The 21,947-nt window shown below is 61.9% G+C and carries 19 protein-coding genes and 1 tRNA gene; 6 read left to right on the top strand and 14 right to left on the bottom strand.

The annotated features are described in order from the left end of the window. Positions 1-5: 5 nt before the first annotated feature. The 8 genes from rseP to rpsB form a co-directional block, all read right to left on the bottom strand. On the bottom strand, positions 6-1,379 hold the full coding sequence (gene rseP, locus ACFQ95_RS16965; protein ID WP_422832830.1) for an RIP metalloprotease RseP: 1,374 nt from the start codon (positions 1,377-1,379) through the stop codon (positions 6-8). Positions 1,380-1,404: 25 nt separating this feature from the next. Further along, positions 1,405-2,595 (bottom strand): 1-deoxy-D-xylulose-5-phosphate reductoisomerase, encoded by a 1,191-nt coding sequence (gene ispC / locus ACFQ95_RS16960; protein WP_422832828.1) that lies wholly within the window; start codon positions 2,593-2,595, stop codon positions 1,405-1,407. A 10-nt stretch (positions 2,596-2,605) separates the two neighbouring features. Then, positions 2,606-3,457, bottom strand: coding sequence for a phosphatidate cytidylyltransferase (locus tag ACFQ95_RS16955; protein WP_422832827.1), 852 nt, complete (start codon positions 3,455-3,457; stop codon positions 2,606-2,608). 10 nt (positions 3,458-3,467) lie between these two features. Beyond that, positions 3,468-4,205, bottom strand: a complete 738-nt coding sequence (uppS, locus tag ACFQ95_RS16950; protein WP_422832826.1) for a polyprenyl diphosphate synthase — start codon at positions 4,203-4,205, stop codon at positions 3,468-3,470. 24 nt (positions 4,206-4,229) lie between these two features. After that, entirely contained in the window at positions 4,230-4,790 is a 561-nt protein-coding gene (gene frr, locus ACFQ95_RS16945; RefSeq protein ID WP_422832825.1) for a ribosome recycling factor, read from the bottom strand. 60 nt (positions 4,791-4,850) lie between these two features. After that, on the bottom strand, positions 4,851-5,573 hold the full coding sequence (pyrH, locus tag ACFQ95_RS16940) for a UMP kinase (RefSeq protein WP_422832823.1): 723 nt from the start codon (positions 5,571-5,573) through the stop codon (positions 4,851-4,853). 99 nt (positions 5,574-5,672) lie between these two features. Beyond that, positions 5,673-6,593 carry a translation elongation factor Ts gene (gene tsf / locus ACFQ95_RS16935; protein ID WP_422832821.1) on the bottom strand — a complete coding sequence of 307 codons (921 nt, stop codon included), beginning with the start codon at positions 6,591-6,593 and terminating at the stop codon, positions 5,673-5,675. Between the two features lie 95 nt (positions 6,594-6,688). Further along, positions 6,689-7,438 carry a 30S ribosomal protein S2 gene (rpsB, locus tag ACFQ95_RS16930; RefSeq protein ID WP_422832820.1) on the bottom strand — a complete coding sequence of 250 codons (750 nt, stop codon included), beginning with the start codon at positions 7,436-7,438 and terminating at the stop codon, positions 6,689-6,691. Between the two features lie 258 nt (positions 7,439-7,696). Between rpsB and ACFQ95_RS16925 the strand changes: the two genes are divergently transcribed. From ACFQ95_RS16925 to ACFQ95_RS16915, 3 genes are read left to right on the top strand one after another with little or no spacing between them, the layout of a single operon-like run. Beyond that, on the top strand, positions 7,697-9,082 hold the full coding sequence (locus ACFQ95_RS16925) for an amidase (RefSeq protein ID WP_422832818.1): 1,386 nt from the start codon (positions 7,697-7,699) through the stop codon (positions 9,080-9,082). A 60-nt stretch (positions 9,083-9,142) separates the two neighbouring features. Next, positions 9,143-10,396, top strand: coding sequence for a D-amino acid dehydrogenase (locus tag ACFQ95_RS16920; protein WP_422832817.1), 1,254 nt, complete (start codon positions 9,143-9,145; stop codon positions 10,394-10,396). Between the two features lie 39 nt (positions 10,397-10,435). Beyond that, positions 10,436-11,944 (top strand): NAD(P)H-hydrate dehydratase, encoded by a 1,509-nt coding sequence (locus ACFQ95_RS16915; RefSeq protein WP_422832816.1) that lies wholly within the window; start codon positions 10,436-10,438, stop codon positions 11,942-11,944. Positions 11,945-11,958: 14 nt separating this feature from the next. Here ACFQ95_RS16915 and ACFQ95_RS16910 read toward each other — a convergent pair whose 3' ends face one another. Then, positions 11,959-12,657, bottom strand: a complete 699-nt coding sequence (locus ACFQ95_RS16910; protein ID WP_422832814.1) for a GntR family transcriptional regulator — start codon at positions 12,655-12,657, stop codon at positions 11,959-11,961. A 104-nt stretch (positions 12,658-12,761) separates the two neighbouring features. Here ACFQ95_RS16910 and ACFQ95_RS16905 point away from each other — a divergent pair, with 104 nt between their 5' ends. Further along, a complete protein-coding gene (locus tag ACFQ95_RS16905; RefSeq protein ID WP_422832813.1) occupies positions 12,762-13,778 on the top strand; it encodes a Bug family tripartite tricarboxylate transporter substrate binding protein in 1,017 nt (338 codons plus the stop codon). Positions 13,779-13,835: 57 nt separating this feature from the next. On the opposite strand, the gene ACFQ95_RS16900 is transcribed toward ACFQ95_RS16905, so the two are convergent. The 3 genes from ACFQ95_RS16900 to rnr form a co-directional block, all read right to left on the bottom strand. After that, entirely contained in the window at positions 13,836-14,642 is an 807-nt protein-coding gene (locus tag ACFQ95_RS16900; RefSeq protein WP_422832811.1) for an alpha/beta hydrolase family protein, read from the bottom strand. Between the two features lie 135 nt (positions 14,643-14,777). Next, positions 14,778-15,533 carry an SDR family oxidoreductase gene (locus ACFQ95_RS16895; RefSeq protein WP_422832809.1) on the bottom strand — a complete coding sequence of 252 codons (756 nt, stop codon included), beginning with the start codon at positions 15,531-15,533 and terminating at the stop codon, positions 14,778-14,780. A gap of 89 nt (positions 15,534-15,622) precedes the next feature. Further along, a complete protein-coding gene (rnr, locus tag ACFQ95_RS16890) occupies positions 15,623-17,896 on the bottom strand; it encodes a ribonuclease R (protein WP_422832807.1) in 2,274 nt (757 codons plus the stop codon). Positions 17,897-18,068: 172 nt separating this feature from the next. Between rnr and ACFQ95_RS16885 the strand changes: the two genes are divergently transcribed. Continuing rightward, a tRNA-Leu gene (locus ACFQ95_RS16885) sits at positions 18,069-18,153 on the top strand. Positions 18,154-18,311: 158 nt separating this feature from the next. On the opposite strand, the gene rimO is transcribed toward ACFQ95_RS16885, so the two are convergent. Beyond that, positions 18,312-19,724 (bottom strand): 30S ribosomal protein S12 methylthiotransferase RimO, encoded by a 1,413-nt coding sequence (gene rimO / locus ACFQ95_RS16880; RefSeq protein ID WP_422832806.1) that lies wholly within the window; start codon positions 19,722-19,724, stop codon positions 18,312-18,314. A 289-nt stretch (positions 19,725-20,013) separates the two neighbouring features. On the opposite strand from rimO, the gene ACFQ95_RS16875 reads away from it, so the two are divergent. Continuing rightward, positions 20,014-20,775: a substrate-binding domain-containing protein gene (locus tag ACFQ95_RS16875; RefSeq protein WP_422832805.1), complete on the top strand. Its 762-nt coding sequence runs from the start codon at positions 20,014-20,016 to the stop codon at positions 20,773-20,775. Positions 20,776-20,992: 217 nt separating this feature from the next. Here ACFQ95_RS16875 and ACFQ95_RS16870 read toward each other — a convergent pair whose 3' ends face one another. Further along, positions 20,993-21,940, bottom strand: coding sequence for a DUF4434 domain-containing protein (locus ACFQ95_RS16870; protein WP_422832891.1), 948 nt, complete (start codon positions 21,938-21,940; stop codon positions 20,993-20,995). Between the last annotated feature and the right edge of the window lie 7 nt (positions 21,941-21,947).

Below are 21,947 nucleotides of genomic sequence, written 5' to 3'. Positions count from 1 at the left end.
TACTGTTAACCAAAAATACGGGTGACGTCGTTAAAAAACGCGATGGACATCATCACCAGGAGAACCGCAACGCCACCGCGCTGCAGCCGCTCCATCCATGCGTCGGACACGCCCTTGCCTGTCACCGCCTCCCAAAGATAATACATCAGGTGCCCCCCATCGAGGACAGGCAACGGCAGCAGATTGAGCACACCGAGACTGACGCTGATGAGAGCCAGAAAAGTCAGATATTGTGACAGGCCCATTTGCGCCGATTTGCCGGCGTAGTCGGCAATTGTCAGAGGGCCGCTCAGATTTTTCAGTGAGGCTTCGCCGATCAGCATCTTGCCCATCATGCGCAAGGTGAGCAGCGAAATATCCCAGGTGCGCACAGCACCATTCCACAGGCCTTCGAACAGGCCGTAGTCCACGGTGACCATTTCAGGCGGTGCCCCGACAAAGGCGCCGATGCGGCCATAGGCCTGGCCATCCTGCTTTTGCACGTCTGGCGTCACCTGCAGTTGCTTCTGCACGCCTGCGCGCAGCACGCTCCAGGTTTGCGTCAAGGCTTGTTCACCGGACACCGAGGCGCGCACGGTTTCGCGCAGTTGCTGGCCATCAACGATACGCGTTGCCCCGACCTGCAGCACTTCGTCGCCGGGCTGCAGGCCGTCACGCGCGGCAGCGCCATCGGCCACCAGATTGCCCACCAGTGGCTTGGTCCAGGGCGAAAGAATGCCGATGCGGCGGAACAACGCGGCATCGGGCTCCGGGCTTTGCAGGCCACTCAGCGGCAACACCACCTCACGCGCCGGCGCGGCCGATCCCGAGGCTCCGGGACGTGTCACTTCCAGGCGCACGTTTTCGCCATCGAGTGCGCCACGGGTCAGGCGCCAGCGCAAGTCGTCAAAGGAGCGCACGTCGTCGAGCGAATCGTCACCATTGGCGGCACGCAGCACCACCTCGCCGCCCACAAGACCGGCCTTCTCGGCCAGCGAACCCGCAACCGGGCTGGCCAACACCGCGCGCGCTTCCTCCACACCGCTCCAGTTCACCGCGGCATACAGCAGCGTGGCCAACAACAGGTTGGCCAGGGGGCCGGCGGCCACGATAAAGGCGCGCGAACGCAAAGGCTGGGTATTGAATGCCAGGTGGCGTTCGTCGGCGGGCACGGGCGCTTCACGCTCGTCGAGCATCTTGACGTAGCCCCCCAGCGGAAACAGGCTGACAGCAAACTCCGTGGGCGAGCCCTTGGGTGTCCACGACCACACCACCTTGCCAAAGCCCACTGAAAACCGCAGCACCTTCACGCCACAGGCCACCGCCGCGCGGTAGTGCCCGTATTCGTGCACGGCAATCAACAAGGCCAGGGCCGCTAAAAACGCCAATACGGTCAACATGCTGGGCCCCCTTTCAACACCACGACTACCGGGTGAGTCTTGCGACCAACTGCTGCGCCGCTGCGCGAGATTGCGCATCCAAGGCCAGCAAGTCATCCAAGCTTGCGGGCTTGGAGGGCAAGACGGTCTCTAAAGTTGCAAGATTGACATGGTGGATTTGATCGAAGCGAATGCGACGCTCGAGAAACGCCGCCACACCGATCTCATTGGCCGCATTCAACACCGCACAGGTGCCCGGCGCGGCGCGCAAGCTGTCCCAGGCCAGCTGCAGGCCTGGGAAACGTGCGCGATGCTCGGCCACGTCGAAGGATTCAAAGGTCATCGCCGCCAGGCTGCGAAAGTCCAGCGGCGCCGCACCCGAGGTGATGCGCTCCGGCCAACCCAGGCCATAGGCAATCGGCACCCGCATGTCAGGCGTGCCAAGCTGGGCCACAACCGAGGTGTCGCGGTATTGCACCATCGAGTGGATCACGCTTTGCGGGTGGATCACTACCTCCAAAGCTTCGGGCGGCAGGCCAAACAGATAACGCGCCTCTATGACTTCAAGCGCCTTGTTCATCATGGTGGCGGAGTCGACCGAAATCTTGCGGCCCATCACCCAATTGGGATGGGCACAGGCTTGCTCGGGTGTGACGGTGCGCAAATCGGTGGGCGCCCAGGTACGGAACGGGCCACCAGACGCCGTGAGAATGATTTTCTCCACCCGGGCGGCCCAGGTGGCTGGATCTTCGGGCAGTGATTGGAAGATGGCGGAATGTTCGCTGTCGATCGGCAGCAAGCGCGCGCCACCGGTGCGCACGGCATCCATGAACACGTCGCCACCGACCACCAGCGCTTCTTTGTTGGCCAGCAGCAAACGTTTGCCGGCGCGGGCGGCCGCCAGGCACGGCGCTAGGCCCGCGGCACCGACGATGGAGGCCATGACCACGTCCACCTGTTCGTGCGACGCTATTCTTTCAAGAGCATCTTGCGCAATCAAAACGGTCGTTTCAAGGCTGTTTTGCTTGAGCTTTTCAGCCAACTGATGCGCATGCGGCTCGCTGGCCATCACGGCAAACCGCGGCTTGTAGGTGGCGCACTGCTGCAACAGCAGATCAACCTGCGTGGCGGCGCTCAGCGCAAAAACTTCGTATTGGTCCAGGTGGCGCGACACCACGTCCAGCGTATTGGCACCTACCGAGCCGGTAGAGCCCAGGATGGTCAGGCGTTGCTTCATGTCCAGAACTTCATGCCACAAGGGCGTACAACATCATCGCCAGGGGAACGGTTGGCAGCAGCGCATCCACACGGTCCAGCACACCACCGTGGCCGGGCAACAAGTTGCTGCTGTCCTTGACGCCGGCACTGCGTTTGATCAGCGACTCAACCAGATCACCCACCACACTCATGGCGGCCAGGAAGACCACGGCCAGGATCAGCAGAATCACGTTCACCGAGGCCAGACGTGAATACAGGCTGGGGCTCACGGCCTGCCATGCCTGATCGCCCCAGATCCAGCCCAGCGCCAGCAGCAACACGCCCGTCATGCCGCCCCACACACCTTCCCAGCTCTTGCCGGGGCTGATGGCAGGGGCCAACTTCACTTTGGTGAAGCGCAGGCCAAAGGCGCGGCCGGCAAAATAAGCCGCAATATCGGCCACCCACACCAGCACCAAAACCGACAACAAAAAATTAATGCCAATCACCCGTGCCTGGCCCACTGCCAGCCAGGTGAGGCACAGCGCCAGCAAACCACCGGCCACACGCAAAGGACCGGCAATCTTCGCCCAGCCCTCGACCCCACGTTTGATCAGGCTAGCCCCGACCAACACCCACAGCGCACCCACCGGCAGCCACAGCGAGACGCTGGGCTTTTCAAGCCAGCCGGCTTGCCACAGTCCGGCGCAAATCAGCAGCGCGACCAAGGCCAGGGTCCAGGAAGCACCAGCATTCAATTTGTTCAGCCGGCCCCACTCCCAGGCGCCCGCGGCGATCAGCAGCAGGATCAGCAAACAAAAGGGTTCGGGCGACGGATAGGCCAGCGCGGGCAGGAGCACAGCCAACAGAACGATGGCGGTAATGATGCGTTGTTTGAGCATGAAAGTCCGTTCAACCGGACGAGGCTGCGCGCGTGTTCGCGGCACCAGCGACCTGGCCCGAGGTTTTACCGAATCGACGTTCGCGCTGCGCGTAGTCGGCAATCGCCGCATCCAGCGCGGCTTCGTCAAACTCAGGCCAAAGCTTGTCAGAGAAATACATCTCCGTATAAGCACATTGCCACAGCAAAAAGTTGCTGATGCGGAATTCGCCACCGGTGCGAATCAACAGGTCCGGGTCGGCGCAGTGGGCCAATGCCATCGCGCCATCGAGGCTGCGCTCGGTGACGGCTTCACCCGCGGCAACCAGCTTGCGCGCAGCCTGGGCAATATCCCAGCGGCCGCCATAATTGAAGCAGATGTTGAGCACCAGGCGGCTGTTGCCCGCCGTGGCCGCTTCGGCCTGCAGCAAACCGCCACGCACCTTTTCAGACAGCGCCGAGAGCTCTCCGACAAAATGCAATTGCACGCCGTTGGCATGCAGCTTGGGCACCTCTTTGGCCAACACACTCACCATGAGCGACATCAGGCCGGAGACCTCTTCTGCTGGACGGTCCCAGTTTTCCGAAGAGAACGCAAAAACGGTGAGCACACCCACGTTTCGGTCCAGGCAAGCCTGAACGCAACGGCGCAGTGATTCGACCCCCTGTCTGTGGCCGGCCACACGCGGCAGGAAGCGCCGCGTGGCCCAGCGGCCATTGCCATCCATCACGATGGCAATATGCTTGGGAGCGCTTGAGGAAACAGTCATGAACGACGTCAACAACCGAGACCGTTAAACAGCCATCAGCTCTTGCTCTTTGCCAGCGATGAGCTGGTCAATCAGCACAATGTGTTTGTCGGTGATCTTTTGAACGTCTGCTTCGGCGCGCTTTTGGTCGTCTTCCGAGGCGAGTTTGTCTTTCACCAGTTTCTTGACGGCCTCATTGGCGTCACGGCGCAGATTGCGCACGGCCACCTTGGCGTTTTCACCCTCGCCGCGCACCACCTTGGTCAGTTCCTTGCGGCGTTCTTCCGTCATGGCCGGCAAGGGCACACGGATCAACTCGCCCATGGACGACGGATTCAAGCCCAGGTCACTGTCGCGAATGGCTTTTTCAATCTTGGCACCCATGCCTTTTTCCCAAGGCTGCACGCTGATGGTGCGCGCGTCGAGCAACGAAACGTTGGCGACCTGGGTGATCGGCACCATGGAGCCGTAGTAGTCGACCTGCACGGAGTCCAGCAAGGCTGGGTTGGCACGGCCGGTACGGATCTTGGTCAGGTTGTTCTTGAAAGCGCCGATGGATTGGTCCATCTTCGTTTCCATCGTGCTGCGAATCTCGGCAATCGTCATGTTTTTTTCCTCAAATGGTCGGCACACCGGCCCGCCATCTGGCGCGACGGGTGCACAAACTCAAGCGTAAACCAGGGTGCCTTCGTCTTCACCCATCACCACGCGCTTCAGCGCACCGTGTTTGTTGATGGAGAACACCCGAATCGGCAGCTTCTGGTCGCGGCACAGCGCAAAGGCTGCGGCGTCCATGATGCCCAGATTCTTCGAGATCGCCTCGTCGAATGAGATCTTGGAGTAGCGCGTGGCCAATGGGTCTTTGTTGGGATCGGCGGAATAAACGCCATCCACCTTGGTGGCCTTGAGCACCAGCTCAGCACCGATCTCTGCGCCACGCAGAGCAGCAGCGGTATCGGTGGTGAAAAATGGGTTGCCGGTGCCGGCCGCGAACACCACGACCTTGCCCTCTTCGAGGTACTGCAAGGCCTTGGGGCGAACATAGGGTTCGACCACTTGGTCGATGTTGATGGCGGACATCACACGCGCCACCAGACCAGCGTGGTTCATGGTGTCGGCCAGGGCCAATGCATTCATCACGGTGGCCAGCATGCCCATGTAGTCAGCCGTGGCGCGGTCCATACCGGTGGCACCACCCGCGACACCGCGGAAGATGTTGCCGCCGCCGATGACCACAGCCACCTCTACACCCAGACGGGTCACCTCAGCCACCTCTTCGACCATGCGCACGATGGTGGCGCGGTTAATGCCGAACTGGTCATCGCCCATCAGCGCCTCTCCAGACAGCTTGAGCAAAATTCGCTTATGCGCTGGCTGCGGATTGGTCATGGGGACTCCTTGATTGACGGTGGGCTGGAAATAGAGATGTTATCGGCAAAACGCGATCCGTCGGTGACGGATCGCGTTGTTTAGAACGTCTGGACGTTCTTAGGCAGCGGCTTTGGCGGCAGCAACTTGGGCAGCCACTTCGGCCGCAAAGTCGTCAACCTTCTTCTCAATGCCTTCGCCCACCACGTAGAGCGTGAAGCTCTTGACGCTGGTGCCGGTGGCCTTGAGCATTTGCTCAACGGTTTGCTTGTCGTTTTTCACGAAAGCCTGGTTGTGCAGCGACACTTCCTTCAGGTACTTGGCCACGCCGCCTTCGATGCGCTTGGCAACGATGTCGGCAGGTTGTGGCTTCTTGCCTTCGGCTTCGGCAGCCTTGCGATCTTCTTCGGCCTTGCCTGCGGCAACAGCGCGTTCTTTTTCGATCAGTTCGGCCGGCACGTCAGCGCTGGTCAAGGCCACGGGCTTCATCGCAGCAATGTGCATGGCCGTGTCTTTGGCAGCGGTTTCGTCGCCTTCGAACTCGACCATCACGCCGATACGCGTGCCGTGCAGGTAAGCGGCCAGCTTGTTGCCGCTGAAACGGGTAAAGCGGCGGAAGGTCATGTTTTCGCCGATCTTGCCGATCAGACCCTTGCGCACATCTTCCAGCGTCGGGCCAAAGCCGTCTTGGCTATAGGCCAATGCACCCAGAGCAGCCACGTCTGCCGGGTTTTGCTTGGCGATCAATTCGGCGGCGGCTTGCGCCAGTGCCAGGAAGCTGTCGTTCTTGGTCACGAAGTCGGTTTCGCAGTTCACTTCGAGCAGCGCGCCAGTGGTGCCGTCGATGAAGCTGGTGACCACGCCTTCAGCGGTCACACGCGAAGCGGCCTTGCCAGCCTTGTTGCCCAGCTTGACGCGCAGCAGCTCTTCAGCCTTGCCCAGATCGCCTTCGGCTTCTGTCAGGGCTTTCTTGCATTCCATCATCGGGGCGTCGGTGCGGCCGCGCAGTTCTGCGACCATGCTTGCGGTAATAGCAGCCATTTGTATTCTCCGTACTCAAATATTTTGAAAGAAACTAAAAAAAAGGGGGCCATGCAGCCCCGCTTTTATCGCGTTTGCACGCGGCGGACCTGGACTTAGGCCGCTGCCTCGTTCACTTCCACGAACTCGTCGCTGCTTTCAGCAACAGCCTTGACCACGTCGTTGACGGCGTTGGCACGGCCTTCGATGATCGCGTCTGCAATGCCGCGTGCGTACAGCGTCACGGCCTTGGAGGAGTCGTCGTTACCTGGAATGATGTAGTCGATACCTTCTGGCGAGTGGTTGGAGTCCACCACACCGATCAGAGGAATGCCCAGCTTGCGCGCTTCTGCGACGGCAATCTTGTGGAAACCAACGTCGATCACGAAGATCGCGTCTGGCAGAGCGGCCATGTCCTGGATGCCGCCGATGTCTTTTTCCAGCTTGGCCATTTCGCGAGCAAACATCAGTTGCTCTTTCTTGCTCATGCCATCCAGACCAGCTTCTTGCTGGATCTTCATGTCCTTCAAGCGCTTGATCGAGGTCTTGACCGTCTTGAAGTTGGTCAGCATGCCGCCCAACCAGCGTTGGTCAACAAAAGGCACACCAGCGCGTGCGGCTTCGCCAGCCAGGATTTCGCGCGCTTGGCGCTTGGTGCCAACCATCAAAACGGTGCCACGGTTAGCCGTGAGTTGCTTCACGAACTTGGCAGCTTCCTGGAACATCGGCAGCGACTTTTCCAGGTTGATGATGTGAATTTTGTTGCGGTGACCGAAGATGTACGGAGCCATCTTGGGGTTCCAGAAGCGGGTTTGGTGACCAAAGTGAACGCCGGCTTCCAGCATTTCGCGCATCGTGACTGACATAGGGAAAACTCCAAAGGTTGGGTCTTAAATACAGTCCGTTATTGCGATATCTTTGTAACCAGACGAAACCAGCACACTCAATAGACTCAAGCGGCGAAACGTTGGCGCAAAAAATGCAACACCTTGTGTGGACTGCTTTGCGATTGTGTTTTTGCGATGTCGAAAAACATTTCAAGAACATTCTCACAAATGCTCTTGACCAATGCTTTTGACTGATCAGCTAAACCCAGGGAGTGTAGCACACCCCAGCCGCCGACCATGATCCCAGACCTGACCGCGACCCGTGAGCGCCTGCGCCAAAACACCAGCACCCCGACAGCAGAACTCGCACATTGCGTGACGCAAGCCCAATCCGCGGCCTGCGAAAACGTCTTCTTGAAGCCGATGTTCGAGCAGGCCCAGGCCCAATTGGGACAAGCCGGCCTCGGCGAAAGCCCACTCGGCGGGCTCGCCTTCTCGGTCAAGGATTTGTTCGACATCGAGGGCCAGACCACGCCCGCTGGCTCACGGATTCTGCGCGACGCGCCACCCGCCAGCGTCGACTGCCCGGCTGTCGCCCGTCTCAAGGCCGCCGGCGGCTCGCTGATAGGACGCACCAATATGGTGGAGTTTGCGTTCTCCGGCGTGGGCATCAACCCCCATTTCGGCACACCTGCGGCCTGGGACGGGCGCTACGACATGGCGCCTGGTCCGATTCCGGGCCTGGCCAGCCCCAGGCCCGCCGTGGCGCGTATTCCCGGTGGCTCGTCCTCGGGTGCGGCGGTGTCGGTGGCCACGGGCGCCGCCTTCATAGGCCTGGGCTCCGACACCGGCGGCTCCATCCGCATCCCCGCCGCGCTCAATGGCATCGTTGGCTTCAAAAGTACCGCGCGCCTGGTGCCCACCGATGGCGCGATTCCATTGTCAACCACGCTGGACACCGTTTGCGCCATGACGCGCACGGTGCGCGATGCCGTGCTGGCCCACGAAATCCTGAGCCAACGCACAGTGCCACGCCAGCCGCGCCGCCTCAAAGGTGTTCGCCTGGCCGTGGCGGAACACACCATGCTGGAGGGTCTGGACCAAACCAACCACCGCGCGTTTGACCGCGCGCTGCAACGCCTGAGCCAGGCCGGAGCACAAATCGTCAACTTACGCCTGCCCGAACTGGGCACTCTGCGCGAATTGCAGGCCACAGGCGGCTTTTCGGCGGCTGAAAGCTATTTCTGGCACCGCCCGCTGCTCAACCGTGGCCCATCGGCACGGGCAAACTACGACCCGCGGGTGCTGGCACGCATTGAACGTGGCGCCCACATGGCGGCGTTTGAATACATGGAACTGGTGGCCGCCCGCGCGCGCTGGATAGACAGCATGGCTGCGGCCTTGCGCGGTTATGAAGCCGTGCTGTCGCCCACCCTGCCCATCGTCGCACCGCCTCTGGCCAACCTGGGTCCGGACCCGGCCCACGACGACGCCTTCTTCCGCACCAATGCGTTGCTGCTGCGCAACCCCAGCGTGGTCAACATGCTGGACGGCTGTGCCTTGTCGCTGCCGTCTCACGCGCCCGATGAATTGCCCACCGGACTGATGTTGTGGCAAGCGGCATTACACGACGACGTCATCCTGAACCTCGGATTGGAGATCGAAACGCTTCTACAATTTTGATAGCTGGTTGGGCACAGACATGGTGCTCAACCCAAGATTTACATCTCAGATCAGGATTGCATGAAGATTGCCGTTATCGGCGCCGGTGTCATCGGTGTCACCACCGCATTCGAATTGGCCCTAGACGGCCACGACGTCACGGTGCTTGAACGCCATAGCGCCGCCGGCGAAGGCACCAGCTTTGCCAACGCCGGCGTCATCGCCCCCGGCTACATCACCCCTTGGGCCGCCCCCGGCATGCCGCGCAAAGTGCTGCGTTACCTGTTCAGCCAGCATGCCCCGGTCAAACTCGCCTTGCCCTTGAGCACACAAGACCTGGGCTGGATGTGGCGCTGGTTGCGCGCCTGCAAACCCGACATCTATGCGGCCAATCGCGCCCGCATGATCCGCCTGGGCCTGTACAGCCGCGAACGCCTGGATACCATCACCCAAGGCTTGAACCTTGAATACGAACGCAGCCCCGGCTACATGGTGCTGCTGCGCACCGAGGCCGACCGCGCCCTGGCACAGCCCGGCCTGGCGGTGCTGCGCGAAGCCGGGCAAAAATTCAAGGAGATAGACGCCGCTGCGGCACGCCAGATCGAGCCCGCCCTCAGCACCGACAGCCCGCTCGCCGGCGCCATCCACCTCGAAGACGCCGAGGCCAGCAACTGCCGCCAATTCTCCATGCTGCTCAAGGCAGAGGCCCAGCGCCGGGGCGTGAAATTCGAATTCAATTGCACGGTGGACCGGATTTCTTCCGCCCAAGCGGCCAGCGTCTACATCGCCAACGAGCCCACACCGCGCAGCTTCGATGCGGTAGTGCTGTGCGCCGGTGTGGGCTCGGCCCAGTTGCTGAGCCCGCTGGGTATTCGCCTGCCCATGACCCCGGTGTATGGCTACTCGGTGTCGGTCAACATCCGCGAGCATTTGAACGCGCCGCGCGGCGCGGTGATGGACGAACGCTACAAGGTCGCCATCACGCGCCTGGGCCAGCGTGTGCGCGTCGCGGGCAGTGCCGAAATCGGCGGCAGCCCGCAGCAACACCGCAAGGCCACGATCCAAACACTGTACAAGGTGCTGCACGATTGGTTCCCGGGCGCGGCCAACATTGGCGCTGGCGTACAGGTGTGGAAAGGCGCGCGTCCCATGATGGCCGACGGCCCACCACTGATAGGCGCCAGCGGTGTGCCCGGCGTATGGCTCAACCTCGGGCACGGCTCCAGCGGCTGGGCCTTGAGCTGCGGCAGCGCGCGCGCCGTGGCCGATCTGCTCTCACAACGCACGCCAGGTGTGGACCTCGAAGGCCTGGGTGTGGACCGTTTGCGCCGCTAAGCCGACAACGCCAACTGGCAACGGCGCAAAATGCGCGGCATGCACCGCATCACCGCCCACCCCGCTGACGGCAGCACCCGCGCGCTGTTCAACAACCGCGCCAGCCGCAGCATAGAACAGGCCGCACTGGCCGCCACGCCGCCGCACACGCTGATGCAACGTGCCGGGCTGGCGGTGGCCCGCCTGGCCCTCGCCGTGGCGCCCCACGCGCACACCATCTGGATCGCCTGCGGCCCGGGCAACAATGGCGGCGATGGATTGGAGGCTGCCCTGCATCTGCACCGTTGGGGCAAACACGTGGTGGCGACCTGGTTGGGCGACGAAACCCATGCGCCCGCAGATGCGCTGGCGTCCCTGGCGCGTGCGCGCGCTGCGGGTGTGCTGCTGGCCGATACCCCACCCACAGATCTCGACGCCCACGACCTGGTCATAGACGCCCTGCTTGGCCTGGGCAGCAAGCGCGCGCCATCCGGCCGCATGGCGCAGTGGATAACGCAGATCAACGCGGGCCCCGCAAGTGTGCTGGCCGTCGACTTGCCCAGCGGCCTGAACGGCGACACGGGCGCTATTCATTTCGAAGCTTCTGCCGCAGCATCCACAAGCGGCAACCAATATATTCAAGCACAACACACGCTTTGCCTGCTGACGCTGAAACCCGGGCTGTTCACCGGCCTGGGCCGCGATGCGGCGGGGCAGATTTGGCTGGACACACTGGAGGTGGACACCAGCACCGCCCCCGCTAGCGCCCTGCTCAATCCGGCCCCCGCGCCGCGCGTGCGCAGCCACGCCAGCCACAAGGGCAGCTACGGCGACGTGGCCATCGTTGGTGGCGCTCCGGGCATGACCGGCGCCGCGCTGCTGGCGGCCTCAGCCGCGCTGCATGGCGGTGCAGGACGGGTGTTTGCAGCGCTTCTCACGCCCAGCCCGGAGACCAGTGCCCTCAATACCAGCCAACCCGAGCTGATGCTGCGCGACGTCTCCGACCTCGCCCTTGCGACACTCACCGTGGTGTGTGGCTGCGGTGGCGGCGCGGCCGTGGCCGAAGTGCTGCCGCGCCTGCTGCAGAATGCCCCGCGCCTGGTGCTGGATGCCGATGCCTTGAACTGCGTTGCCGCCGATCCCGGCTTGCAAGCCCAGTTGCAAGCGCGCCGTGCGGCATCGCAGGCCACCATACTCACACCACATCCGCTGGAAGCCGCACGCCTGCTCGGCGTCACTACCGCCGCTGTTCAAGCCGATCGTTTGGGCGCGGCCCAACAATTGGCAGAACGGTTTGAGTGTGTGGTGGTGCTCAAGGGCTCGGGCTCGGTGATCGCCACGCCCCAGGCACAGCCCTTCATCAACCCCACGGGCAATGCGCGGCTGGCCACGGCTGGCACCGGCGACGTGCTGGCAGGCCTGGCCGGGGCCTTGCTGGCCGCAGGCCGCAGCCCAACAGAAGCCGCTTGCGACGCCGTGTTTTTACATGGTTTGGCCGCAGACCAATGGCCACCAGGGCAGGCCTTGACGGCCGGAGCGCTGGCGCGCGCGCTGAGCCCGCCGTCCTGATTTAAGGCCAGGCGCTAGGCGGACGCCTTTTGATCACCCGCGTCCAGCTTCTGCCGCATACGCTGGAGCAGGGTTTGTTTGGCGCGCATCGAATGTGCGGCCGACAAGGCTGCGGCGGCCTCCCCGTCGTGTTCAGCCAGGGCCGCGAGCAACTGCCGGTGGTCGCTGATCACCGCCTCAAAACGATCCGTCTGGTAGCCGTAGACCCGCCACAGCGCCGAGATCAGCCGCCAGTGCCGGTCCAGAATCAGACTGCCATCACGGTTGCCGGCAATGTTGTTGATGGCGCTGTGAAACGCACGGTTGGCCGCCAGCGCGGCGGCCACGTCCTGGCTTTGCGCGGCGGCCTCGTAGCGTGTTTGCACCACCTGGAGTTCGGCCAATTGCTGCGCGGTGATGCGCTCGGCTGCGCGCCGCGTCATAAAAGCCTCCACCAGACTGCGCAGATCAAAGATGTCGGCCACAAACGCCGGCGTGACCGCCACCACACGTGAGCCCCGGTTCGGCACGCTGTCCAGCAGCCCCTCGGACTCGAGCCGCCGCAACGCCTCGCGTATAGGCATGTGCGACACCTGGAATTGCGTCGCCAGCGCATCGATGCGCAGCGGGCTGTGCGGCGCAAACAGTCCGCTCAAGATGCCGTCGCGCAGGTGGTCGGTGATGTCCATCGCGTCTGGCGCATCCGCCGTGGCTTGCAGTTTGAGGTGTTTCACTTATGCGTTTTTAGATCAAAGATATACGGGAATCTGCTATGGACCAGCAAAACCAAAGGCTAGACAGTTCAGATAATAGATTTATTTGATCAAGATTGTGGCGTATGACATTTTTATCCAGGCATTTTTCGGCGGCCCATCAGACCGCAGGTTTGACCCTTGTGGCGGCGATTTTCTCGGCAGTCGCGGTCGGCGCGCAAGCGCAAGGTTCAGAACATGCGGCCGCCAACTGGCCGAGCCGCCCGGTCAAGGTCATTGTTGCGGGCACGCCCGGTGACGGTGCCGACCTCGCCGGCCGCTTGATCGGCGCCATGCTGCAGGAACGCCTGGGCCAGGCTTTTGTCATCGACAACAAACCCGGTGCCGGCGGCATCATAGGCACCGAAGCCGCGAAAAATGCCCCCGCCGATGGCTACAACTTCCTAATCGGCAACGCCGGATCACATGCCATCAACGCGGCGGTGTATGCCAAGCTCTCGTACCACCCGCTGCGCGACTTTGAACCCGTGCTTTTGATCAATAAAGCGCCCAACGTGTGTGTGCTCAACCCGCAAATTCCGGCCAAAACCCTGGCCGAGTTCGTCGCCTTGGCCAAGGCCTCGCCCGGAAAATACTCGTTTGCCTCGGGCGGCAATGGCTCCTCGGCACATCTCACCGGCGAATACCTCAAGCTGGTGGCCGGCATCGACCTGCTGCACGTACCCTACAAAGGTGCGGCACCGGCCGTGGCCGATGTCATCGGCGGCCAGGTGTCGATGTTCTGCGGCAACCTGCCGCCGGCGATTCCGCACATCAAATCCGGCCAACTGCGCGCGCTCGGCGTGACCACGCTGCAGCGCAACGCCGAGATCCCCGAGGTGCCAACCATTGCCGAGACCTATCCCGGCTTTGAAGCCGTGGCCTGGTTTGGCTACTTCGCCCCCAAGGGCACGCCGCCCGAGATCCTGCATAAGTTCAGCAGCACACTGGCGGCCGTGATGAAGCTGCCCGAGGTGCGCGAAAAACTCATAGCCCAAGGCACGGAGCCCGTGGGCAGCCCACCGGCCGAATTCCGCAAGTTCATCGAAGGTGAAATCGACAAGTGGACCCAGGTGGCCAAGGCCGCCAAGGTGCAGCTCTAAGAATAAAAATTTGATAGCAGCTTACGCTGATGCAAAAAGCGTAAGCGGCCCATTCTTTTATAAATCCTTCAACCAGGCCAGCGCCTGCAGCAACGCAGGTTCGCTGCTGCTGTGCGCGACCGCCACGTCGTAGTGGCCGGCGCCGGGCAGGCTCCACAGCCGCGTGGTGTCGCCCGCCGCCGTGGCGGCCGCCACAAAGCGGCGCACCGAGTCGGCGGAAACAGTGTCGTCTTCTTCGCCCTGCACAAACGCCATAGGCACACGCAACGGCAGCCGCGCCAGGGGCGAGGCTTCGGCAAAACGCTGGGGCACGGCGTCCAGGCTGCCGCCCATCAACATGTCGACCATGCCGTTGCAGCTCTCGGCCGGGCCTTCCGCGCGGTAGCTTTCCAGATCGCTGATGGCGGCCAGACCCAGCACACCCGCCAGCGGCAAGGGGTTGGCCATGTACAGCGGGCTGCTGCTCGGCAAGCCCGCACGCGCCGCCAGCCACAGCGCCAGATGCCCACCGGCCGAGTGGCCCGCCGCCACGACGCGGGTCAAATCCAGAGCTTCGGTTTGCGCCAGTGTACGCAGCGCATCGGCGGCGTGCGCCACGTCGAGCAAGGTGCCCGGCCAGCCGCCACCGGCGTCGCCCACACGGCGGTACTCAATGCTCCAGCTGGCCCAGCCGTGGCTGGCCAGCCAGGCGGCCAAGCGGCTGATGTAGACCAGGTCGTATTTGGCGCGCCAGCAGCCACCATGGATCAACAGCACCACCGGAAACGGGCCCTGCCCCTCGGGCAAACGCAGCTCGCCAAACTGTTGCGGTGCGGCACCGTAGGGGCGTTGCGGCACGTCTGGCGGCAGGGGCATGGCGTCCATCGCCTCCCATTCCAAAGGAGCGGTTGCAGCGCGGTTGGCAGTTTGATCAGAAAGCGGCATCGTGGACGACATGAAGCAAAAAGGGCTCGTGAAGAGCCCTTGATTCTGCCCCAGCAGACGCCAGGGTTCAGCGGCTTAGCCGCGCCCGACAAACGGCATCTTGGTGGCCATCACCGTGTGGAACAACACATTCGCTTCCAGCGGCAGGTTGGCCATGTAGAGCACCGACTGGCCGACGATGTTCACGTCCATCAGCGGTTCAATCGCGATCTCGCCATTCGCCTGCGGCACACCCTTGGCCATGCGCATGGCCATGTCGGTGGCGGCATTGCCAATGTCGATCTGGCCCACGGCGATGTCGTATTTGCGGCCGTCGAGCGAAGCCGTTTTGGTCAAGCCCTCCACCGCGTGTTTGGTGGCGGTGTAGGCGATCGAATTGGGGCGCGGCGCCGTGGCCGAAATCGAGCCATTGTTGATGATGCGGCCGCCGCATGGTGACTGTTCCTTCATCACCCGGAAAGCCGCCTGTATGCACAGGAACATGCCGGTCAGGTTGATGTCCACCACGTTCTTCCACTGCTCCAGCGTCAGGTCTTCGAGCAGGATGCCGGGGGCGTTCACACCCGCGTTGTTGAACAACACGTCGACGCGGCCAAAGGTTTTGACCACCGTATCAAACAGGGCTTTGACGGACGCCGGGTCAGACACATCGGTGCTCACCGCCAACGCGCGTGCGCCAGCACCTGATTCGTCGGCCACGGCCTGCAGCGGCTCGACACGGCGGCCCGCCAAAGCCACGTGGTAACCGTCTTTCAGCAAGGCCAGCGCGGCCGCTTTGCCAACGCCGCTACCGGCGCCGGTAACGATAGCAATTTTCTTTGTCGTCTCCATCCATATTCTCCTGGTGTGTTTGGGTTTAAGAGGTGTTTAGCAAGCGCAGCAGAAAGCCGCATCGCTGCGGCTCTCCACGGCACATGGAATCAACGGCGCGTACGCGGCTTCTTTTGTGCCGCCTTGCGGTTCGGCGCGCCAGCAGGTTTGGCGCCCTTGCCACCACCCGTAGGCTTGGCCGCACGGGTTTCGGACTTGGGCTTGCGCGCGGGTGGCGCCGCCTTGAAGTCGGCGCGGGCACCGCCGGGGCGGCCCTTGCCCGTATCGTCAAAACTGCCGCCGCTGCGCTCTTTGTTGTTGCGCACCGGCAAGTCTTCGCCGTCGCGGATCAAGCGGAAGTCGATCTTGCGGCCATCCAGATCCACACGGCTCACCTGCACCTGCACACGCGAGCCTATGGCGTAGCGAATGCCCGTGCGCTCGCCGCGCAGCTCCTGGCGCGCTTCGTCGAAGCGGAAGTACTCGCCACCGAGTTCGGTGATGTGCACCAGGCCTTCGACGTACATTGCGTCCAGCGTCACAAAGATGCCGAACGTGGTGACCGAGGTGACCAGGCCGCTGTATTCCTCGCCCAGATGCTCGCGCATGTATTTGCACTTGAGCCAGGCTTCGACATCGCGGCTGGCCTCATCGGCACGGCGCTCGTTGGCGCTGCAGTGCAGGCCAGCGGCTTGCCAGGCCAGCGTGTCCTGGCTGACCTTCTTGGGCTTCTGGTTCGGCTCTGCGACCTTGCCGTTGAGCTTGGCCGCATTGTTCTTCTGCAGCCGCTTGGCCAGCTTGGCATGCGCCTCGCCTGGCGTCGGCAAGGTCGGCAATTGGTACTTGGTGCCGCCCAGAATCGCCTTGATGACGCGGTGCACCAGCAAGTCCGGGTAGCGCCGGATCGGGCTGGTGAAGTGGGTGTAGGCCTCGTAAGCCAAACCGAAGTGGCCACTGTTCATGGGCGTGTAAATCGCCTGCTGCATCGAGCGCAACAACATCGAATGGATTTGCTGCGCGTCGGGCCGGTCTTTGGTGGCTTCGGCAATCGCCTGGAATTCCGAGGGCTTGGGGTCGTCGGTGATAGACAGGCCCACGCCCATGGCCTTCAGGTAATTGCGCAGCACTTCCTTTTTCTCGGGCGTAGGCCCTTCGTGCACGCGGAACAGGCCAGGCTGCTTGCCCTGGTTGATAAAGTCGGCGCTGCAGACGTTGGCCGCCAACATGGCTTCTTCAATCAAGCGGTGGGCTTCATTGCGCGTGCGCGGCACGATCTTCTCTATGCGGCCGTTTTCATCGCAGACGATTTGTGTCTCGGTGGTTTCAAAGTCCACCGCACCGCGCACGCTGCGCGCGGCCAACAAGGCGCGGTACACGTCGGCCAGGTTCAGCAGGTCCTGCACACGGTCTTTGCGACGCACGGCCTCCGGGCCACGGGTATTGCCCAGGATGGCGGCCACCTCGGTGTAAGTGAAGCGCGCGTGGCTGAACATCACCGCCGGGTAGAACTGGTAGGCATGGACCTCGCCCTTGGCGGTGACCATCATGTCGCAGACCATACACAAGCGCTCAACCTCAGGGTTGAGCGAGCACAGCCCGTTGGACAGTTTCTCGGGCAGCATGGGGATCACGCGGCGCGGGAAATACACACTGGTGGCGCGATCGTAAGCATCCACATCAATGGCCGAGCCGGTTTCGACGTAATGGCTGACATCGGCAATCGCCACCAACAAACGCCAGCCTTTGCTGCGGCCTACCTTGGCGGGCTCGCAATACACGGCGTCATCGAAATCGCGCGCGTCTTCACCGTCAATCGTGACCAGCGGCACATCGGTCAAGTCGATACGGTTGCGCTTGTCCTGCGGGCGCACTTTCTCGGGCAGGCCACGCGCCAGCGCTATACAGGCATCCGAGAAGATATGCGGCACGTCGTACTTGCGTACGGCGATTTCGATTTCCATGCCGGGGTCGTCAACCTCGCCCAGCACTTCTTTGACGCGGCCCACGGGCTGGCCAAAAAGCGCCGGTGGTTCGGTCAGCTCGACCACCACTACCTGGCCAGGCTTGGCCGTGCCGGTCGCCCCCTTGGGCACCAGGATGTCCTGACCATAACGCTTGTCCTCCGGCGCGACCAGCCAGATGCCGCTTTCTTGCAACAGCCTGCCAATGATGGGATGCGACGGACGCTCGACAATTTCCACCACGCGCCCTTCGGGCCGCCCCTTGCGGTCGCTGCGCACTACACGGACCTTGACGCGGTCCTTGTGCAGCACGGCACGCATTTCATTGGAGGGGAGATAGATATCCGATTCACCGTCGTCGCGAAGCACAAACCCGTGTCCGTCGCGGTGGCCTTGGATGGTTCCTTCGAACTCGTCCAGCATGGCGCTGGTATGAATAGGCGTTTTGATAAAAATTCTTTCTGTTCAGCCCCCGCGCTCCCATAGCGCAGTGCAGGTGACAACCGTAAGGATAAAACCGAATCGAGACAAATTGCGAAAACTTTTCATCCTGGATCAAAAGTCCATTTTTCACATGTTATACTTCTTCTCGTGGGCCCAGATGGCGAAATTGGTAGACGCACTGTGTTCAGGTCGCAGCGCCGCAAGGCGTGCTGGTTCGAGTCCAGTTCTGGGCACCACACCTTATCTCGAATAAAAAGCCGCTGAGCAATCAGCGGCTTTTTTCTTTTTCGTGACACTTTAACGCGTCACACCTGTTGTGCAACACACACGCATAAAAAAACAGCGCAGACCTTTGCGGGTGCTGCGCTGTTTTGCTTTGAAGGCTTTGTCCGGATTAAATCGGCCGCGCCACCAGATCGTGACCCTGTGTGCCCACGATGCGGGCCTTGGTGAACTCACCTACCTTCATCGTCTTGCTGATTTTCTCTGGCGGCAACAGGTGCACCACGCCGTCGATTTCTGGCGCGTCGGCATAGCTGCGGCCTGTACCACCCTTGCGGCCCAAGGCCGGCGCGGAATCGACCAGCACCTGCATCGTCGCACCCACGCGTTTTTGCAGCTTGGCGGCCGACACCTCTTCAGCCACGGCCATGAAACGCGCACGGCGCTCTTCGCGCACCTCGGCCGGCAGCATGCCCGGAATATCGTTTGCCGCAGCGCCTTCCACGGGGCTGTAGGCAAAACACCCGGCACGGTCGATCTGGGCTTCACGCATAAAGTCCAGAAGATGGTCAAACTCCGCTTCGGTCTCGCCTGGAAAGCCGGCGATAAAGGTGCTGCGGATCACCAACTCGGGACAAACTTCGCGCCAGCGCTGGATACGCTCCAGGTTCTTCTCACCACTGGCCGGACGCTTCATGCGGCGCAGCACATCGGGGTGACTATGCTGCAGCGGCACATCGAGATACGGCAGCACACTGCCAGTTGCCATCAGCGGCAGTATTTCGTCCACGCTAGGGTACGGGTAGACGTAATGCAGACGCACCCACGCGCCATAAGGTGCGGCAATTTCGCCCAGGGCCTGCACCAGTTCCAGCATACGCGTCTTCACGGGTTTGCCGTCCCAGAAGCCGGTGCGGTACTTCACATCCACGCCGTAAGCCGAGGTGTCCTGGCTGATGACCAGCAGCTCTTTCACGCCGCCCTCAAACAGCGCACGCGCATCGTTGAGCACATCACCAATCGGCCGCGACACCAGATCGCCACGCATAGACGGGATGATGCAGAAAGTGCAGCGGTGGTTGCAGCCTTCGCTGATCTTCAAATACGCGTAATGCTTGGGTGTGAGCTTGACGCCAGCAGAGCCAAACGCATTCGGCACCAGATCGATAAACGGGTCGTGTGGCTTGGGCAAGTTGGCGTGCACCGCGTCCATCACTTCCTGCGTGGCGTGCGGGCCGGTGACGGCCAACACGCTAGGGTGCATTTCACGCACCAGGTTACCGCTGGTGGGGCCGGCTTTAGCGCCCAGGCAACCGGTGACGATCACACGCCCATTGGCCGCCAGCGCTTCGCCAATCGTGTCCAGGCTCTCTTTGACGGCGTCGTCGATGAAGCCGCAGGTGTTGACGATCACCAAGTCAGCGCCCTCGAAAGTCTTCGAGGTCTGGTAACCCTCCGCACTGAGCTGCGTGAGGATGAGTTCTGAGTCGGTTAACGCTTTGGGACAACCAAGACTGACAAACCCCACCTTGGGAATTTTGGCCGTTTCCGGAGTCGCGACTGCGTCGTAAGTATCTGATTCCATTTGTGTTTCGCAGGGCGACCTGGCGGATGAGCTGGGGCCGGTATTGTAAGCTAGGCCAAGAATTGCCCTCAGCCGCAATGCTTCTAAACCCTGGGATTCACTTCCGAGTCAACATTTAGCTTCTCTCAAGCCGCCCCTGATCTTGGACTGGTTTCCGTCAATTCGTCTCTTTCATTTGGCCCGTCACGACCCAAGCAAACTGGAGCGCCAGGAAGAAAGAAGTGAGCCTTGGGCTTACGATGTAGGCAACTCAAGGTCGTCGTCCGCCTCTTTCCCACACGGAGTTTCCATGAACCGTTTCGCCTCCATTGGTCGTCACTTCGTTCCCGGTGTGCTGATGGCCAGTTTCGTACTCGCTCAGGCCGCCGAAATAAGCGTGCTCAGCGCTGGAGCAATCGAGCCAGGTCTTAAAGCTGCCGTTGACGTTTTCGAGAAGCAAACCGGCCATCAAGTCAAAGTCACATTCAATACAGCACCCGAGCTGAAGAAACGCATTGACGGAAATGAAACCTTTGACGCCGTCATCGCACCACGCGCCACGATCAGTGAATTTGCCAGCGCCAGTAAGCTGGCAGAAACGCGAGCCATCGTGGGTCGCGTCGGCATGGGGGTTGCAGTTCGCGACGGAGGCCCCGCACCAAATATTTCCAGTGCAGCGGCACTAAAACAATCGGTGCTTGCGGCAGACGCGCTGGTGTTCAACCGAGCATCCACCGGCATGTACCTAGAGGGGCTTCTTAAAAAAATGGAGGTCTACGCACAAGTGGAGTCCAAGACTACCCGCTATCCCGATGGCGCTGCAGTCATGGAGCATGTCATCCACGGTAAGGGTAACGAAATCGGCTTTGGCGCCATCACCGAGATTCTGCTTTACAAGGACAAGGGCCTGCGTTTTGTGGGGCCGGTGCCCGCAGAAATACAGAACTACACCACCTATGCTGCTGCCCCACTGGCGGCCAGCAAGCAGCAGGAAGTCACGCAGGCGTTCGTCAGCTTCCTGGCCGGTCCCGTGGGCAAGCCATTGTTCGAGGCTGCGGGGGTCACGGACTAAAGTTCTCAAACTTTTTCGCCTTGCCAAATGGTGGCATCAAAGCTTCCACATGTTGGGCCATGTCCAAGCCCTTGGTCGCGCGGAACGCCAGTCCGGCTTCTTCCCTATCGCGTGTGGCTAAGTTCACGTGTTGCAAAAACATACCTGACTGCATGAGTCCGACATCGGCGGACGAGGGGCTGGGCAACTGCAGAGCAGTCGCCGCCCTAAGGTTTGTTTAGTGTTCCGCGCCGTCCAATTTGGCCATGCGTTGGTTCAGCGAGAAAGTCATTCCAGGCTCCCGACCTATGCTGTTACGCCAGATGGCCTGGCGGCGAAAAATGGTGGCTTCGGCGCTTGGGTCGAATGTTGGCGCTTGCCCCTTGGGTTGGTGTTGGTCGAACACCTCCAGGATGCCCTCCCAACTCTCAGTGGGCAGTGCCTGCGCAATCGCCCGAAGATAGGCGGCGGTGCGTGCCTCGCTCAAGCGGCTGGTACCCAGCCCGTCCTGCACAATCCAGATCACGCCGGTCTCGCGATGTAGTCGACTGAGCATGCCGGCAAATTCGCCAGGCGGGCTGGCACCAGAGAAGAAAGCGCTGGCATAAACAACAGGCGCTCCGGCCTGGCCGCGCCCCTCTCGCGTCAATGCGTCACACACGCTGGCCAGGTAAGCGCGCAGCAATCTTTCGCGCGCTGGATGGCGCCAGTTCAAATCATCGATTTCCTGTGGAACGTACCAACCGTCCACCACCAGCGGTGGCGGCTGTAACGCGAGCCTGCGCATCAGGTCGACTGACCTGCCCAGTGAGCCGGCCATATGCGCGCGCAGTGCGTCATCGGACTGCTGCAGCACGCGGTAGTAGTCCTCGCCCATGTCTAGCCCTACGATCAGTCGCAACTGCTGCTCCCGCCAGTGAGCCATGCCGGCTTGCAGCCAGCGCCTCCCCTCCAGAGGCCAAAAGTCTGTGCTTCCGTATCGACTCCACTGCAGCAGCACCCGGGAGTAACCTTCGCGCCGAGCCAGTTCTCCAAGCCTTTTCCACCCGCGCTCATCAAGCGCAGCATGCGAAGCCCACGGTTGCCAGATGATGGTTCGGCCGCGCGCCGCACAGCATGCTTCAGTCGGCGCGGCCGCGAGCGAGCCAGCCGCACCGCCAGCCAACAACGCGCCGCACCACTGCATCCATCTA

The sequence above is a fragment of the Variovorax sp. HJSM1_2 genome (assembly GCF_049316285.1).
Classification (GTDB): Bacteria; Pseudomonadota; Gammaproteobacteria; order Burkholderiales; family Burkholderiaceae_C; genus Rhodoferax_B.
This window is presented reverse-complemented; position numbering and strand designations above follow the sequence as displayed.